The sequence below is a fragment of the Stenotrophomonas sp. LM091 genome, assembly GCF_001806305.1.
In the GTDB taxonomy this organism is placed as follows: Bacteria; Pseudomonadota; Gammaproteobacteria; order Xanthomonadales; family Xanthomonadaceae; genus Stenotrophomonas; species Stenotrophomonas bentonitica_A.
This window is the reverse complement of the sequence record NZ_CP017483.1, coordinates 2,905,593-2,919,755: the sequence shown is the minus strand read 5'-3', so window position 1 is coordinate 2,919,755 and position 14,163 is coordinate 2,905,593. Positions and strand designations below refer to the sequence as shown.

13 protein-coding genes and 1 pseudogene are annotated in these 14,163 nt (G+C 69.0%); 12 read left to right on the top strand and 2 right to left on the bottom strand.

Translation table 11 applies throughout. From position 1 onward, the window contains the following. Nucleotides 1–142 precede the first annotated feature (142 nt). The 3 genes from BIZ42_RS12705 (at nucleotide 143) to BIZ42_RS12695 (ending at nucleotide 2,283) form a co-directional block, all read left to right on the top strand. On the top strand, nucleotides 143–703 hold the full coding sequence (locus BIZ42_RS12705; protein WP_019182418.1) for a nucleoside deaminase: 561 nt from the start codon (nucleotides 143–145) through the stop codon (nucleotides 701–703). Between the two features lie 24 nt (nucleotides 704–727). Next, nucleotides 728–1,774 (top strand): 23S rRNA (cytidine(2498)-2'-O)-methyltransferase RlmM, encoded by a 1,047-nt coding sequence (gene rlmM, locus BIZ42_RS12700; protein ID WP_070426660.1) that lies wholly within the window; start codon nucleotides 728–730, stop codon nucleotides 1,772–1,774. Nucleotides 1,775–1,887: 113 nt separating this feature from the next. After that, nucleotides 1,888–2,283: a hypothetical protein gene (locus BIZ42_RS12695; RefSeq protein WP_070426659.1), complete on the top strand. Its 396-nt coding sequence runs from the start codon at nucleotides 1,888–1,890 to the stop codon at nucleotides 2,281–2,283. Nucleotides 2,284–2,292: 9 nt separating this feature from the next. Here BIZ42_RS12695 and BIZ42_RS12690 read toward each other — a convergent pair whose 3' ends face one another. Together BIZ42_RS12690 and ubiH are read right to left on the bottom strand one after the other, a co-directional pair. After that, nucleotides 2,293–3,468, bottom strand: a complete 1,176-nt coding sequence (locus BIZ42_RS12690; protein WP_070426658.1) for a UbiH/UbiF family hydroxylase — start codon at nucleotides 3,466–3,468, stop codon at nucleotides 2,293–2,295. Next, nucleotides 3,465–4,670 (bottom strand): 2-octaprenyl-6-methoxyphenyl hydroxylase, encoded by a 1,206-nt coding sequence (gene ubiH, locus BIZ42_RS12685; RefSeq protein ID WP_026069654.1) that lies wholly within the window; start codon nucleotides 4,668–4,670, stop codon nucleotides 3,465–3,467. Before ubiH ends, BIZ42_RS12690 begins: the two co-directional genes overlap by 4 nt. A gap of 94 nt (nucleotides 4,671–4,764) precedes the next feature. Here ubiH and BIZ42_RS12680 point away from each other — a divergent pair, with 94 nt between their 5' ends. From BIZ42_RS12680 to BIZ42_RS12640, 9 genes and pseudogenes are all read left to right on the top strand, one after another. Then, nucleotides 4,765–5,349 carry a hypothetical protein gene (locus BIZ42_RS12680; protein ID WP_070426657.1) on the top strand — a complete coding sequence of 195 codons (585 nt, stop codon included), beginning with the start codon at nucleotides 4,765–4,767 and terminating at the stop codon, nucleotides 5,347–5,349. An 18-nt stretch (nucleotides 5,350–5,367) separates the two neighbouring features. Next, nucleotides 5,368–5,922, top strand: coding sequence for a cob(I)yrinic acid a,c-diamide adenosyltransferase (locus BIZ42_RS12675; RefSeq protein ID WP_070426656.1), 555 nt, complete (start codon nucleotides 5,368–5,370; stop codon nucleotides 5,920–5,922). A 34-nt stretch (nucleotides 5,923–5,956) separates the two neighbouring features. Then, on the top strand, nucleotides 5,957–6,868 hold the full coding sequence (locus BIZ42_RS12670) for a histone deacetylase family protein (RefSeq protein WP_019182425.1): 912 nt from the start codon (nucleotides 5,957–5,959) through the stop codon (nucleotides 6,866–6,868). A 116-nt stretch (nucleotides 6,869–6,984) separates the two neighbouring features. Then, nucleotides 6,985–9,432, top strand: coding sequence for an LPS-assembly protein LptD (lptD, locus tag BIZ42_RS12665; RefSeq protein WP_070426655.1), 2,448 nt, complete (start codon nucleotides 6,985–6,987; stop codon nucleotides 9,430–9,432). Continuing rightward, nucleotides 9,429–10,775, top strand: coding sequence for a peptidylprolyl isomerase (locus BIZ42_RS12660; RefSeq protein ID WP_019182427.1), 1,347 nt, complete (start codon nucleotides 9,429–9,431; stop codon nucleotides 10,773–10,775). Before lptD ends, BIZ42_RS12660 begins: the two co-directional genes overlap by 4 nt. A gap of 3 nt (nucleotides 10,776–10,778) precedes the next feature. Continuing rightward, nucleotides 10,779–11,759: a 4-hydroxythreonine-4-phosphate dehydrogenase PdxA gene (gene pdxA, locus BIZ42_RS12655; RefSeq protein ID WP_070426654.1), complete on the top strand. Its 981-nt coding sequence runs from the start codon at nucleotides 10,779–10,781 to the stop codon at nucleotides 11,757–11,759. Beyond that, on the top strand, nucleotides 11,756–12,592 hold the full coding sequence (gene rsmA, locus BIZ42_RS12650; RefSeq protein ID WP_019182429.1) for a 16S rRNA (adenine(1518)-N(6)/adenine(1519)-N(6))-dimethyltransferase RsmA: 837 nt from the start codon (nucleotides 11,756–11,758) through the stop codon (nucleotides 12,590–12,592). The genes pdxA and rsmA overlap by 4 nt, the downstream gene beginning before the upstream one ends. Before the next feature lie 120 nt (nucleotides 12,593–12,712). After that, a complete protein-coding gene (gene apaG, locus BIZ42_RS12645) occupies nucleotides 12,713–13,096 on the top strand; it encodes a Co2+/Mg2+ efflux protein ApaG (protein WP_046272001.1) in 384 nt (127 codons plus the stop codon). 13 nt (nucleotides 13,097–13,109) lie between these two features. Then, nucleotides 13,110–14,134, top strand: a pseudogene (locus BIZ42_RS12640) (symmetrical bis(5'-nucleosyl)-tetraphosphatase). Nucleotides 14,135–14,163 lie beyond the last annotated feature (29 nt).

The following is a 14,163-nucleotide window of genomic DNA, read 5'->3' as shown; positions in this document are numbered from 1 at the left end:
GGCAGGGCCTGCGCTCCAGATTCCCTGCGACCGGCGCGCCCCGCGCCGGCGTGCGCGTGGCCGCGTTCAGCGCGGGCACGGCATCCCCGGGCGCGGCCCGATACACTGCCGCTGCTCCATCTTTGAAGAGGTTCATGTCCCGATGCTGTACGCGCAAGTCCATCTCACCCTGCCCGCCTGGATCCACGACCAGATCGATCTGGGCCGTGTCTATCCCGAGGACGCCGACAAGGTCGCGCTGGCGATTGAACTGTCGCGCCTGAATGTCGAGGCACAGAGCGGCGGCCCGTTCGGCGCCGTGGTGTTTGGGCCGGATCATCGCGTGATCGCCGCCGGCGTGAACCGCGTGGTGCCGCATACGACCTCGCTGGCGCATGCCGAAAACATGGCCTACATGCTGGCGCAGCAGCGCCTGCAGACCCCGCGCCTGAACGATGTGCTGTCACCGATCACCCTGGCCACCTCCTCGCAGCCATGCTGCCAGTGCTACGGCGCCACCATCTGGGCCGGCATCGATCGGCTGCTGATCGGTGCCAGCGCACAGGACGTGGAAGAACTGACCCCCTTCGATGAAGGCCCGCTGCCGGCGGACTGGATCGGCGAACTCAACAAGCGTGGCATCGAGGTCGTGCGCGACATCGAGCGCGACGCCGCGCGCGCGGTGCTGCGCCAGTACGGAGAGATCAACGGTGCCCATTACTGATATCCGCGCTTCGGGCGCGATGCGATGAGCGGCCTGCTGTGTTTGTGCCGCCAAGGGTTTGAACCGGAACTGGCCGCCGAGCTGTCCGAGCGTGCGGCCTATGCCAACGTGGCCGGCTATGCGCGCACCCAGCGCAATGACGGTTACGTGGTGTTCGTCACCGACGAAGGTGCGGCGCTGTCCAAGGCCCTGTCCTGGCGCTCGCTGATCTTCGCCCGGCAGAAGCTGCAGGTGCTGGCCGAACTGCCGCAGCTGGATGCTGCCGACCGCATCACCCCGATCCTCGCCGCCCTGCAGGGGCAGCAACGCTTCGGCGACATGTGGGTCGAACATCCGGACTCGGACGAAGGCAAGCCGCTGGCCGGCCTGGCCCGCGCGTTCGGCAATGCGCTGCGCCCGGCGCTGCGCAAGGCCGGCCTGCTGACCGACAAGCCGAACACCGGCCTGCCGCGCCTGCACATCGTGTTCGTGGATGGCCGTCATGCCTTCGTGTGCGTGGCCGACACCCGCGACAGCGCGCCCTGGCCGCTGGGCATTCCACGCCTGAAGCTGCTGCCCGACGCGCCCTCGCGCTCGGCGCTGAAGCTCGATGAAGCCCTGCTCACCCTGATGACGCCCGAAGAGCGCGAACTGCTGGTCAAGCCGGGCATGCGCGCGGCCGACCTGGGCGCTGCACCGGGCGGCTGGACCTGGGTATTGACCCGCCAGCACCTGAAGGTGATCAGCGTGGACAACGGCCCGCTGCGCGAGCACGTGTTGGAGACCGGGCTGGTTGAGCATCTGCGCGCCGATGGCTTCCATTGGCAGCCGGAGACCCCGCTGGACTGGATGGTCTGCGACATGGTCGAACAGCCCCGCCGCGTGGCCGAACGCATGGCCACCTGGTTCCGCGAGGGCTGGTGCAAGCATGCGATCTTCAACCTCAAGCTGCCGATGAAAAAGCGCTGGGATGAAACCCGCATGTGCCTGGAGCTGTTCCAGGAACAGGCCGGCAAGCCGCTGCATCTACGCGCCAAGCAGCTGTACCACGACCGCGAAGAAATCACGGTGCTGGCCTCGCCGCTGCGCTGACCCTCGCGCACCGCCGGTAGAGCCGGGCCAGGCCCGGCTGGCCGCGCAACGCGCGGCAATGATCGAAGCACGCGCCGGCCGCCCGGCGCCCCCACGTCACGAACGGAGATTCCATGCGACGCCGATCAAACCTCATCCTGCTGCTGACGCTGCTGCCCACGCTTGCCCTGGCCCAGGTCCGCCCGCCGTCACCGGCGGTCAGCGAACCGCTGCGCGAGGTCCCCGCGAGCGTGCGCGCACAGCCGCTCTCGCAGGGCGAGGTGACCCATCAGGTCACCCTGGCCGCGCCGGCCGGCGAAGCTGCGGTAACGGTGCGTTCGGTGCAGCCGGTGAGCGTGGTCGGTCAGTACCGGATCGCGTTCGCGGCGCTGGATGTCGACGGCGACGGCTTCATCAGCCGCGCCGAAGCGCAGGCCAACCCGACCCTGGCCGATGAGTTCAACGCGCTGGACGTGAAGCGGCGCGGCAAGCTGGACCGCGCCGATCTGGCCGGCTGGCTGATCGACTGAGCGCGCGGGTCACAGCCCCGCGGCGCGCTTCCAGAACATCGACACCAGCGGCGGCAGCTTGCCGGCGCAGCCCAGCGCGCGCCCGCGCGCCAGGGTCAGGTGCATTTCATCGTTGGAGAACACCGTATTGATCGCATCGAAGCTGTACGCAGCGACGGTGTTCTCGCTGCGGCGCTCGCGCGCCCAGCGCTGCAGGCGGTGCGGTGACATCCAGTCCTGGCGGCGCTGCTGCGCGGCCAGCACCATTGCCCGCAACGCAGCCACATCACGCAGGCCGAGATTGACGCCCTGCCCGGCCAGCGGATGCACCACGTGGGCCGCATCCCCCAGCGCGAGCACGCGGCCGGCCACGTAACCGGTCGCCAGCTGTCGGCGCAGCGGGAAGGCCGCGCGCCTGGAGGCCAGCGTCATCGCGCCCAGGCGGCCGGCAAAGGCGTTGGTCAGCTCGCGACCGAACGCCGCATCATCCAGCGCCAGCACGCGCTCGGCCTCGGCGTCGGGCAGGGTCCACACGATCGAGCTGCGGTGCGTGCCGATCGGCAGCACCGCCAGCGGGCCGGTCACCAGGAAGCGCTGCCACGCTGTGGCTTCGTTGGCTTTTTCGGTATCCACGTAGGCGACCACGCCACGCTGGCCGTACTCCTGGCGCGTGACCTCCAGCCCGGCCAGCCGGCGCAGGGTGGATTCGGCCCCGTCGGCGGCAATCGCCAGCGACGCCTCGAGCCTGCGGCCGTCATCCAGGCGCAGGCGCACTCCGTTGGCGTCCTGCTCCAGGGCTTCCACCCGCGCCGGGCAGCACAGCTGCACGCCGGCCGCCGGCAGCGCCGCCCACAGGCGGTCCACCAGCAGATCGTTCTCCACGATCCAGCCCAGTTGTTCACGGCCGAGCGTGTCGGCATCGAAGCGCAGTTCATCGCCACCGGCCGCATCCCAGACCCGCATCCGGCGGTAGGCACACGCCCGCGCCGTGCTCACCGCCGGCCACACGCCGAGCGCGGCCAGCAGCTGCGCATTGTCCGGCGCGAACGCATACACGCGCAGGTCCGGCTGCTGCGGTTGCCACGCGGCGGGCTCGCGGCCTTCGACCAGCGTCACCGTCAATCCGGCCTCGGCCAAGGCCAGGGCGCAGGCCGCACCGACCACGCCGCCGCCGACCACCACCACGTCCTGCGGGCGCCGGCTCACAGGCCGGCTCCGCGGCACAGCGCCGGCACCTGACCGCGGAAGCCCATCGCTCCACCCACCAGCATCGACTGCATCGGCGTCGCCTGTGCCGCCAGCAGGCCGAGCGACCGCAGCGGCCGCATCAGCGGCGCCGGGTTGCTGGTCAGGCGCGCCAGCCCACCGGAGAAGGCGATGGTCTGCTCGCGGTCTTCAAGACGCCGTGCCACGTGTTCGCGCAGCAGCGCATCGCTGCCGGCATCGTCGGCGTCGGCCACGAGTTCGGCCAGGGTCAGCGCATCGCGCAGGCCCAGGTTGAAGCCCTGTGCGCCCAGCGGATGGATGGTCTGCGCGGCATTGCCCAGCAGGACCGTGCGCTCACCGACCAGCGCGCGCGACAGCACCTGGATCAAGGGGTACGCGCTGCGTGGCCCACTCTCCAGCAGGCGGCCGGCACGCCAGCCGATGGCCCCCTGCAGCCGGCTCACCCAGGCGGCATCGTCCAGCGCCATCACCGCTTCGGCCTGGTCGCGGGCAACACCGTGCACCGCACCGAAGTGGCGGTCGCCACGCGGCAGCAACGCGGTCGGGCCGGTGTCGGTGAAGCGCTCGTACGCGGTGCCGTCCGGCGCCCGGGCGGCGCGCACCCGCGAAACGAACAGGGTCTGCTCGAAATCATGCTCGTCCACCTCGATCCCCAGCGCCTCGCGCACGCCGCTGCGGGTGCCGTCGGCACCGACCACCAGGCGCGCCAGCAGGCAGCGCTCACCGCTGTCATCGGCGATGAAGACCTGGCGATACCCGTCCACCGTGGCGCCCAGGCGCACGAACCGGGCCGGGCGATAGCGGGTCAGGTGGGCCAGCGTGTCCAGCCGCGCCTCCAGCGCCTGGCCGAAATCGCGGGCGACCACGACCTGGCCGAACCACGGGCGCTGGTACTGCGCGGCCGCCATCTGCACCCGGCCGAAATCGCCTGCGCGGCTGACATGGATGCGGGTGATCGGGCCGGGCGCAGTAGCCAGCTTCTGCATCACGCCCAGTGCGGTCAGCGCGTTGACGGTGGCGGCCGCGAAGCTGAGGTTGCGCTGGTCGAACACTGCCGGCAGCGTGCCCAGCGGCGAAGCCTCGACCAGGCCGACATCACGGCCGGCACGGTCCAGGGCGATGGCCAGGCTGGCACCGACCAGCCCGCCGCCTACGATCACTACATCATGTCGTTCACTCATGCCCGCCATGATAAGGGTTCGCCCGTTCGGGCGGCGTGCGGCGGGGTGCCGCAGCAGGCGCTAGAATGAATGCCTGCCCCCACCCGTCACCGCCATGACCTCCACTGCCCACCGCGCCTTCGTCCTGTCCGTGCTCGTGCTGCTGATGGCGGCCACGCGGGTCAACCATTTCGCGGCGATTCCGGATGCGTCCTGGGCGGTGTTCTTCATCGGCGGCTTCTACCTGCGCGCGTGGACCCGCGGCGCGTTTCCGCTGCTGATGGCGGTGGCGGTGCTGGTGGACTGGATCGTCATCCGCCGCAGCGGCCTGGACTTCTGGCAGCACTACTGCGTGTCACCGGGCTACTGGATGCTGCTGCCGGCCTATTTCGCCATGTGGGGCGGCGGCATGCTCCTGCGCGCCGGCTATCACGGCGCCAGCTGGGCCGCACTGGGCAAGGGCGCGCTGCTGCTGGTCGCGGCGGTGGCGGTCTGCCACCTGTTCGCCCAGGGCGGTTTCTACTGGACCAGCGACAACGTCGCCACGCCCACCTTCAGCGGCTGGGCGAAGAACTACGGCGACTGGTTCCTGCCCTACCTGCGTACCGCCGCGGTCTACGTCGGTCTGGCCGCCGCCCTGCAGCTGGCGACCGAACAGGTCGGCAAGCTGCTGCAGGCGCGCCGCGACGTGCTGCGCTGACCGCGGCCGGAGGCGACCGTGGGCAACCGCTTGTCCCGCATCTATACGCGCACCGGTGACGACGGCAGCACCGGCCTGGGCGATGGTAGCCGCGTAGCCAAGGACGACGCCCGGGTGGCCGCCTACGGCACCGTCGATGAAGCCAACTCGGCGCTGGGCGTGCTGCTTGCGGTGCCGCTGCCGGCCGATGTGCGCACCCTGCTGACGGTGATCCAGCATCAGCTGTTCGATCTGGGCGGCGAGCTGTGCATCCCCGGCCATGCCGCCATCCACGCGGCCGACATCCAGGCCCTGGAGCAGCAGCTGGATCACTACAACGCCGATCTGCCGGTCCTCAAGGAGTTCATCCTGCCCGCCGGTGGCGAAGCCGCCGCGCGCTGCCACCTGGCCCGCACCATCGTGCGCCGCGCCGAGCGCGAGACCGTCACCCTGGCGCGCCGGGAGACGGTCCGCCCGGAAGCGCTGCATTACCTCAACCGCCTGTCGGACCTGCTGTTCGTGCTCGCGCGCGTACTGGCCCGTGCCGACGGCCACGGCGAGGTGCTCTGGCGCCACGAGCGCCGCCACGCCTGAGCGGCCCCGCCGCCCCACCGGATATCCTGCCCGCATGCTGGTTTTCACCCACCCCGCCTGTCTGCAACACGATCCCGGCCGCGGCCATCCCGAATGCCCGGCGCGCCTGCAGGGGGTACTCGATGCGCTGAAGGCGGCCTATCCGGACCAGCTGGACTGGCGCGAAGCACCGCCCGCCAAGCTCGGCGAGCTGGCCCGGGTCCACGACAGCGAACTGATCGACCTGGTGCTCAAGCCGCAGACCGAGCCGTTGCGCCTGATCGACATGGACACCATGACCTCGCCCGGCTCGGCCAGCGCGGCCCTGCATGCAGCCGGTGCCGGCGTCGCCGCGGTGGATGCGGTGATGCTCGGCGACGACCCGGTCGCCTTCTGCGCGGTGCGCCCGCCCGGCCACCACGCCAGCGCCAGCACCGCCATGGGCTTCTGTCTGTTCAACAACATCGCCATCGCCGCGGCCTATGCGCGTGACCGCTATGGGCTGGAGCGGATCGCCATCGTCGATTTCGACGTGCACCACGGCAACGGCACCCAGGACATCTTCATCGCCGATCCCGGCGTGGCCTACTACAGCACCCACCAGGCCGGGCTGTTCCCCAACTCCGGCCTGCGCCGCGACCGCGGGGCCGGCAACCTGATGAACATCCTGCTGCCGCCGGGCAGCGGCGGCTTCCGCTTCCGCAACACCTGGGCCGATGAGATGCTGCCGGCCATCGATGATTTCCGCCCGCAACTGCTGCTGATCTCGGCCGGCTTCGATGCGCACATGCGCGATCCGCAGGCCGACCTGATGCTGGAAACCGAGGATTTCGCCTGGATCACCACCGAGCTGCGCGGCCTGGCCCGGCGCCACGGGGCCGGCCGGATCGTCTCCATGCTCGAGGGCGGTTACGACCTGCAGGCCCTGGCCGAGTGCAGCGTGGCCCACGTCGGCCAGCTGCGCTGAGCCGCGCGGGGCCGCCCGGCGAATGAACCCGGCCCCCTGCCTGGGCCGGACCTTCATTGCCCCTATGCAAGGGATGGGGCAAGCTACGATCCGTTTTCGTCCGAATCCGATACCGCGTGCGCCGAGCCCTCCGCCTGCTGCCCCTCCCCCTCAGTATCGCCATCTGCCTGCCGGCCCTGGCCGACGACAAGCCGGTGAACTGGGGCCTGTGCCCGGTGACCGACGTGCTGCCCGTGTTCGACGACGCGCCCAAGGCCGACAAAGCCGCGGCCGCGACGCGTGACCAGCAGCCGACGGACATCGAAGGCGACCAACTGACCGGTACCTCCGTGGTGCCCAACTACCAGGGCAATGTCGCGCTCAAGCGCGGCGACCAGTTCCTGGGCACCGACAACCTGAGCTTCGATACCGAAAGCGGCAACTACATCGCCGAGGGCAATGTCCGTTACCAGGACTCCTCGATCCGGATGAAGGCCCGTCGCGCCGAGGGCAACCAGGAAAGCGACACCCACAAGATCAGCGATATCCAGTATCAGCTGGTGTCCCGCCGCGGCAATGGTGGCGCCGAGTCGATCGACCTGCAGGGTGCGGTCGGCCAGATGCACCGCTCCACCTACACCACCTGCGATCCCTCGCAGCCGGTATGGAAGCTGTCGGCACCGCAGATCGAGGTCGATAACGACGCCGGTTTCGGCACCGCACGCAACGCGGTGCTGCGGATCGGCAAGGTGCCGGTGCTGTGGGCGCCCTACTTCAAGTTCCCGATCGATGATCGCCGCCAGACCGGCCTCCTCTATCCGCAGGTTGGCCTGTCCGGGCGCAACGGCTTCGATTACACCCAGCCGATCTATCTGAACCTGGCGCCGAACTTCGACGACACCCTGATGCCGCGCTACATGAGCAAGCGCGGCTTCATGCTCGACAACGAATTCCGCTACCTCTACGACGGTGGCCGCGGCGAACTGCTGACCGCCTACCTGCCCAACGACAAGCTGCGCGACAAGGATCGCGGCCGCGTGGAGTTCAGCGGGTATCACAACATCAACGCCAACTGGCAGGCCCGTGCCAGCCTGGCCTGGGTCAGCGATGAGCGCTATCTGGAGGATTTCTCCAACCGGCTGCTCGGCGTGACCACCTCCAACCTGCAGAGCCAGATCGGCATCTACGGCACCGGCGAGAACTGGACCGGCGGCCTGATGGCCGATTACTGGCAGCTCACCGATTACACCCTGACCGAAGCGTCCCTGCCCTACGCCCGCCAGCCGCGCCTGTTCGTCAACTGGGACAAGCCGCTGCTGCCCTGGCTGGAAACCGGCGTGTACGCCGAAGCCGTCAACTTCACGCACCTGGATGTGCATGAGAAGTTCGGCGCCGACCAGGAGTACGAGCGCACCGGCGTGTCACGCAGCATGGACGGCGGCTCGCGCCTGGACGTGAAGCCGTATGTGTCCATGCCCTTCAGTGGCGCGGCCTGGTACGTCACCCCGACCCTGGCCTACCGCTACACCGGGTACGACCTGGAGCGCGGTCTGGCCGACAGTATCCGCCGCAGCCAGTTGACCCCGGAACAGTTGGCGGTGGCCACCCCGGACCAGCTACGCGGCAATACTTCGCCAAGCCGCAGCCTGCCGATCGGCACCATCGACGCCGGCCTGTTCTTCGATCGCGAGACCAAAATCGGCGATACCCGCTTCCTGCATACCCTGGAACCGCGCCTGTTCTACCTGCGCACGCCGTACCGCGACCAGAGCGATCTGCCGGTGTTCGATACGCGTGACTTCACCTTCAGCTGGGGCCAGCTGTTCCGCGATTCGCGCTATTCCGGCGCCGATCGGCAGAACGATGCCAACCAGCTGACCATGGCGGTGAGCACCCGTTTCATCGACCAGGACACCGGTAAGGAGCGCTTCTCCGGCAGCATCGGCCAGATCCTGTATTTCGATGATTCACGGGTCACGCTCAACAGCAGTGAAACCCCGGTCGAGCAGGGCAAGTCGGCCTGGATCGCCGATACGAACTACATGATCAACGACCGCTGGACGCTGGGCGCCACCTACCAGTGGGACCCCAAGTACAAGCGTGAGGACCTGGCCAGCGTGCGCGCGCGCTACCTGATGTCCAACGACGGCATCGTCAATCTGACCTACCGCAGCCGTTTGAATCCGCAGGCCTCGACCACGGCGACCCGCCGCGACCGGACCCTGCTGGAGCAGGCCGACCTGTCCTTCCTGTACCCGCTCAATGAGCGCTGGAGCCTGGTCGGCCGCTATTACTACTCCATCCAGGACCGCGCCCCGCTGGAAATCATCGGCGGTGTGCAGTGGGACAGCTGCTGCCTGGCCGTTCGCGCCATCGCCCGCCGCTACGTGCGCAACCGCGAGGGTGAACTCAACAACTCCTTCCAGATCGAGTTCGTGCTCAAGGGCCTGAGCTCCATCGGCCAGAACACGGACCGCACCCTGCGCCGTGCTATTCTCGGCTACTACCGAGACGACCTCTATCTGGTGCCGCCCAGCAACACCGGTGCAGCCCGCGACGACTACGATCCGAATCAGATCCCATGACCAAGACCCTTCCCGTACTCCTCGCCTCCCTGCTGGCGGTCTCCTCCGCGACGGCCCCGTTGCAGGTGCTGGCCCAGCAGAGTCAGCCGCTGGACCGCATCGCGGCGATCGTCGATGAGGACGTCGTGCTGCAGAGCGAACTGGACCGTGCCGTCCAGAACATCAAGGCGCAGTACGCCGGTCGCGAAAACCAGCTGCCGCCCGATGATGTGCTCAGCCGCCAGGTGCTGGAGCGTCTGGTCCTGGTCAAGCTGCAGGTGGCGCGTGCCGAGAGCAGCGGCATCAAGGTCAGCGACCAGGAACTGAACCAGGCCATCAACGCCATCGCCCAGCAGAACGGCTCCACCCTGGATGCCCTGCGCCAGCGTCTGGCCAGCGACGGTCTGGATTTCAACGATTTCCGCAATTCGGTGCGTGACGAGATCACCGTCCAGCGCCTGCGCCAGAGCTTCGCGCAGAGCCGCATCACCGTCAGCGAAGGCGAAGTGGATGGCGCGCTCAAGCAGCAGGCCACCGTGGGCACCCAGTACCACCTGGCCCACATCCTGATCGGCCTGCCCGAAGGTGCCACCGCCGAGCAGATCACCACCGGCCAGAAGAAGGCCGATGGCGTCAAGGCACTGCTGGACAAGGGTGAGATCGACTTCAACGCCGCGGCGGTCCGTTATTCGGACAGCCCGAACGCGCTGGAAGGCGGCGACCTGGGCTGGCGTTCGCTGGATGAGATCCCCAATGCCTTCGCGCAGATGATGAAGGAAATGAAGACCGGCGACGTGGTCGGTCCGCTGCGTGGCCCCAGCGGCTTCCAGCTGCTGAAGCTGGTGGAGGTGCGTGATGCCAGCGCGGCCGCCGCCGGCGGTCACACCATCACCGAGTACCACGCCCGTCACATCCTGGTCCGCATCACCGACCAGCAGGACAACGCCGCGGCCAAGGCCAAGATCGACACGCTGCGCGCCCGCATCGCCGGTGGCGCCGAGTTCGACGCGGTCGCCAAGGAATCCTCGGAAGACAACAACAGCAAGGGCCAGGGCGGCGATCTGGGCTGGTTCCCGGTCGATGCATTCGGCCCGGACTTCGGCAAGCAGGTCGAAGGCGTGGCCGACGGCGGCGTGAGCCAGCCGTTCCGCACCGATGCCGGCTGGCATATCGTCCAGCGCGTTGCCACGCGCCAGACCGATGCCACCACCGACAACCAGCGTGCCCAGATCCGTGAAACGATCGGCCGCCGCAAGCTGGAGGAAGAGTACAACCGCTTCCTGCAGGAACTGCGTGGCGAAGCCTACGTGGACATGCGCGGCTATGCGCCGGGTGCCGCGGCGACCACGCCGCCGCAGTCCTGATCCATGCTCCCGCAGCTCGCGCTGGTACCGGGCGAGCCGGCGGGGATCGGCCCGGAGCTCTGCCTCCGCCTGATCCAGCAGCCGCGCGCCGATTGCCGGCTGCTGGCCTTCGCCGACCCGGATACCCTGCACGCCGCCGCCGCGGCGCTGTCGCTGCCGCTGCAGCTCCTGCCTGAAGACGCGATCGCCCGCCAGCCGGGCGATCTGCCGTTGCGGGTGGTGCCCAATGCGGTGCCATCCCGTTTCGGCACTCCCGACCCGGCCAATGCCGGCGCGGTGATCGGCGCCCTGCGCCAGGCCGGCCAGGCCTGCCTGACCGGTGAGCTGGCGGGCGTGGTCACCGGCCCGGTGCACAAGGCGGTCATCAATGAAGGCGGCATCGCCTACAGCGGCACCACCGAACTGCTGGCCGACCAGGCCCGCACCCCGGTGGTGATGATGCTGGCCAACCAGATCGTGCGGGTCGCCCTGGCGACCACCCACCTGCCGCTGCGCTCGGTCGCCGATGCGATCACCGCCGAGAGCCTGGCCCTGACCCTGCAGATCGTGCACGACGCCCTGCAGCGCGATTTCGGCCTGCCCTCGCCGCGCATCGCCGTGCTCGGGCTCAACCCGCATGCCGGCGAAGACGGCCATCTGGGCCGCGAAGAGCTGGACCTGATCATCCCGCTGCTGGAGCGCCTGCGCGCCCGGGGCATGGACCTGGTCGGCCCGCTGCCGGCCGATACCGCGTTCCTGCCGGCCAAGCTGGCCGGTTTCGACACGGTGCTGGCCATGTACCACGACCAGGGCCTGCCGGTGCTCAAGTACAGCGGCTTCGAGCAGGCCGTCAACATCACCCTGGGCCTGCCCTACCCGCGCGTCGCGGTCGACCACGGCACCGCCCTGGACCTGGCCGGCCGCGGCATCGCCGACCCCTCCAGCCTCCTCGCTGCCACCGCGCTGTGTGCCCGGCTGGCGCGCCAACGTACACTGGTGCCATGACTTCTTCGTATTCCTCCTCCGGCGCGCCCGGTTTCTCCGGCCCCGCCAAGAAGCAGCTCGGCCAGCACTTCCTCGCCGACCGCAGCTACATCGACAAGATCGTCCTGGCGGTCAACCCGAAGGACGGCGACCGCCTGGTCGAAATCGGCCCCGGCCAGGGCGCCATCACCCTGCCACTGCTGCGCCGCCACCCGAAACTGACCGTGATCGAGTTCGATCGCGACCTGGTCGGGCCGCTGGCCGCCGCCGCCGAACCGCTGGGTGAGATGACCATCATCCACCGCGACGTGCTGCAGGTGGATTTCACCGAGCTGGCCGCCGGCAGTCCGATCCGCCTGGTCGGCAACCTGCCCTACAACATCTCCTCGCCGATCCTGTTCCATGCGCTGGACCACGCGGCGGTGATCACCGACATGCACTTCATGCTGCAGAAGGAAGTGGTCGACCGCATGGCCGCCGATCCGGGCAGCAAGGTCTACGGCCGGCTGAGCGTGATGCTGCAGGCGTTCTGCAAGGTGACCTCGCTGTTCGTGGTGCCGCCGGGTGCGTTCCGGCCGCCGCCGAAGGTCGATTCGGCCGTGGTGCGGCTGGTCCCGCGCGATCCGGCCACGGTCGGCATCCTGGACCGCAAGCGATTTGCCCACGTGGTCAAGGCCGCCTTCGGGCAGCGCCGCAAGACGCTGCGCAATGCACTGCAGAACGTATGCACGCCCGAGCAGTTCGAAGCAGCCGGGGTGCGCAGCGATGCCCGTGCCGAGCAGCTGGACGTGGCGCAGTTCATCGCGCTGGCGAACGTGCCGTACACCGACGGTGACGACGCCGCGCAGGGATGAGCGCCTCGCCCGCGGCCCCCGGGCGCCGCGCGCACGTGGAACCGCCTGACCTTCATGACGGGGCGCTGCCAGCCGGGCAGCACTCATCTCATCGTGCACAACTTTTACTACACTGCCTGCATGAACGACGCTGCAAATTACGCGATCTCCGTCGAGGTCGCCCCCCGCTTCCTCGATGACCAGTCCACGCCGGAGGACGGGCGCTACGCGTTCGCCTACACGATCCGCATCCTCAACCAGGGGCGCGTCGCCGCACGCCTGGTGGCCCGCCACTGGCGGATCACCGATGCCAATGGCCGCACCGAGCGGGTCGACGGCGACGGGGTGATCGGCGAGCAGCCGCGGCTGCGCCCCGGTGAAGACTTCCGTTACACCTCCGGTGTCATGCTGGAGACCGAGCACGGCACGATGCAGGGGCACTACGACATGGTGGCCGATGATGGCACCGAGTTCGCCGCCCCCATCGCGCCGTTCGTCCTGACCGTTCCGCGCACACTGCACTGATGGAGGCGCACGCATGAGTGTCTGGGCCATCGGCGACCTGCAGGGCTGCTACGACGTCACCCAGCGGTTGCTGGAAAAGATCAACTTCGACCCCGCGGTCGACAAGCTGTGGTTCTGCGGTGACCTGGTCAACCGCGGTGGGCAGTCGCTGGAAACCCTGCGCCTGGTCCATTCGCTGCGCGAGAGCAGCGTGATCGTGCTGGGCAACCATGACCTGTCGCTGCTTGCGGTCGGTGCACGCACCGAGGAAGAGCAGCGCAAGGTCAACCCGGACCTGCTGCGCATCGTGCAGGCCGAGGACCGCGACGAACTGCTGGAATGGCTGCGCATGCAGAAGCTGGCCCATGTGGACCGTGAGCTGGGCTGGATGATGATCCACGCCGGGCTGGCCCCGAAATGGACCACCCAGCTGGCCGAGAAGCACGCCCGCGAGGTCGAGCAGCAGCTGCATGGCAGTGGCTACCGCAAGCTGTTCCGCAACATGTACGGCGACAAGCCGAGCTGGTCGCCCGGCCTGGCCGGTTACGACCGCTCCCGCGCGATCATCAATCTGTTCACCCGCATGCGCTACTGCACGCCGCGTGGCCGGATCGGGATCGAGGACAAGGGCACGCCGGGTACGCAGGAACAGGGGCTGTATCCCTGGTTCGAAGTGCCGGGCCGCGCCGAGCGCGATCTGAAGATCGTCTGCGGGCACTGGTCCGCCCTGGGCCTGACCATCACCCAGGGCGTGCACGCCATCGATACCGGCGCGGTCTGGGGGGCAAGCTCACCGCACTGCAGCTGGATACCGACGAGCTGCGCGTGGTGCAGGTGCCGGGCCGCGACGTGCCCAAGCCGGTCTCCGCGCCGCGTCCGCCGGCACGCCGGCCGGCCGCCGAAGGCACGCCGCCGAACGGGCGCCCGCCGCGGCAGGGCCAAGGCCAGGGGCGCGACCGTGGCCGGGGCGGCCAAGGTCGCCAAGGTGGCGGCACCAAGCCCGCACAAAGCACACAACCGCAGCCGCAGCACAGCGACGTCACCAGCGACGCGGAGTGATCCGCAGGCCGGTCAACACGACCGGCCTG

Bases quoted from the DNA above. Each gene is read 5' to 3' on its own strand.
- pdxA (WP_070426654.1), top strand. From the start codon at position 10,779: ATGCTCCCGCAGCTCGCGCTGGTACCGGGCGAGCCGGCGGGGATCGGC.
- BIZ42_RS12660 (WP_019182427.1), top strand. From the start codon at position 9,429: ATGACCAAGACCCTTCCCGTACTCCTCGCCTCCCTGCTGGCGGTCTCC.
- rsmA (WP_019182429.1), top strand. From the start codon at position 11,756: ATGACTTCTTCGTATTCCTCCTCCGGCGCGCCCGGTTTCTCCGGCCCC.
- BIZ42_RS12705 (WP_019182418.1), top strand. From the start codon at position 143: ATGCTGTACGCGCAAGTCCATCTCACCCTGCCCGCCTGGATCCACGAC.
- BIZ42_RS12695 (WP_070426659.1), top strand. From the start codon at position 1,888: ATGCGACGCCGATCAAACCTCATCCTGCTGCTGACGCTGCTGCCCACG.
- BIZ42_RS12670 (WP_019182425.1), top strand. From the start codon at position 5,957: ATGCTGGTTTTCACCCACCCCGCCTGTCTGCAACACGATCCCGGCCGC.
- apaG (WP_046272001.1), top strand. From the start codon at position 12,713: ATGAACGACGCTGCAAATTACGCGATCTCCGTCGAGGTCGCCCCCCGC.
- ubiH (WP_026069654.1), bottom strand. From the start codon at position 4,670: ATGAGTGAACGACATGATGTAGTGATCGTAGGCGGCGGGCTGGTCGGT.
- rlmM (WP_070426660.1), top strand. From the start codon at position 728: ATGAGCGGCCTGCTGTGTTTGTGCCGCCAAGGGTTTGAACCGGAACTG.
- BIZ42_RS12680 (WP_070426657.1), top strand. From the start codon at position 4,765: ATGACCTCCACTGCCCACCGCGCCTTCGTCCTGTCCGTGCTCGTGCTG.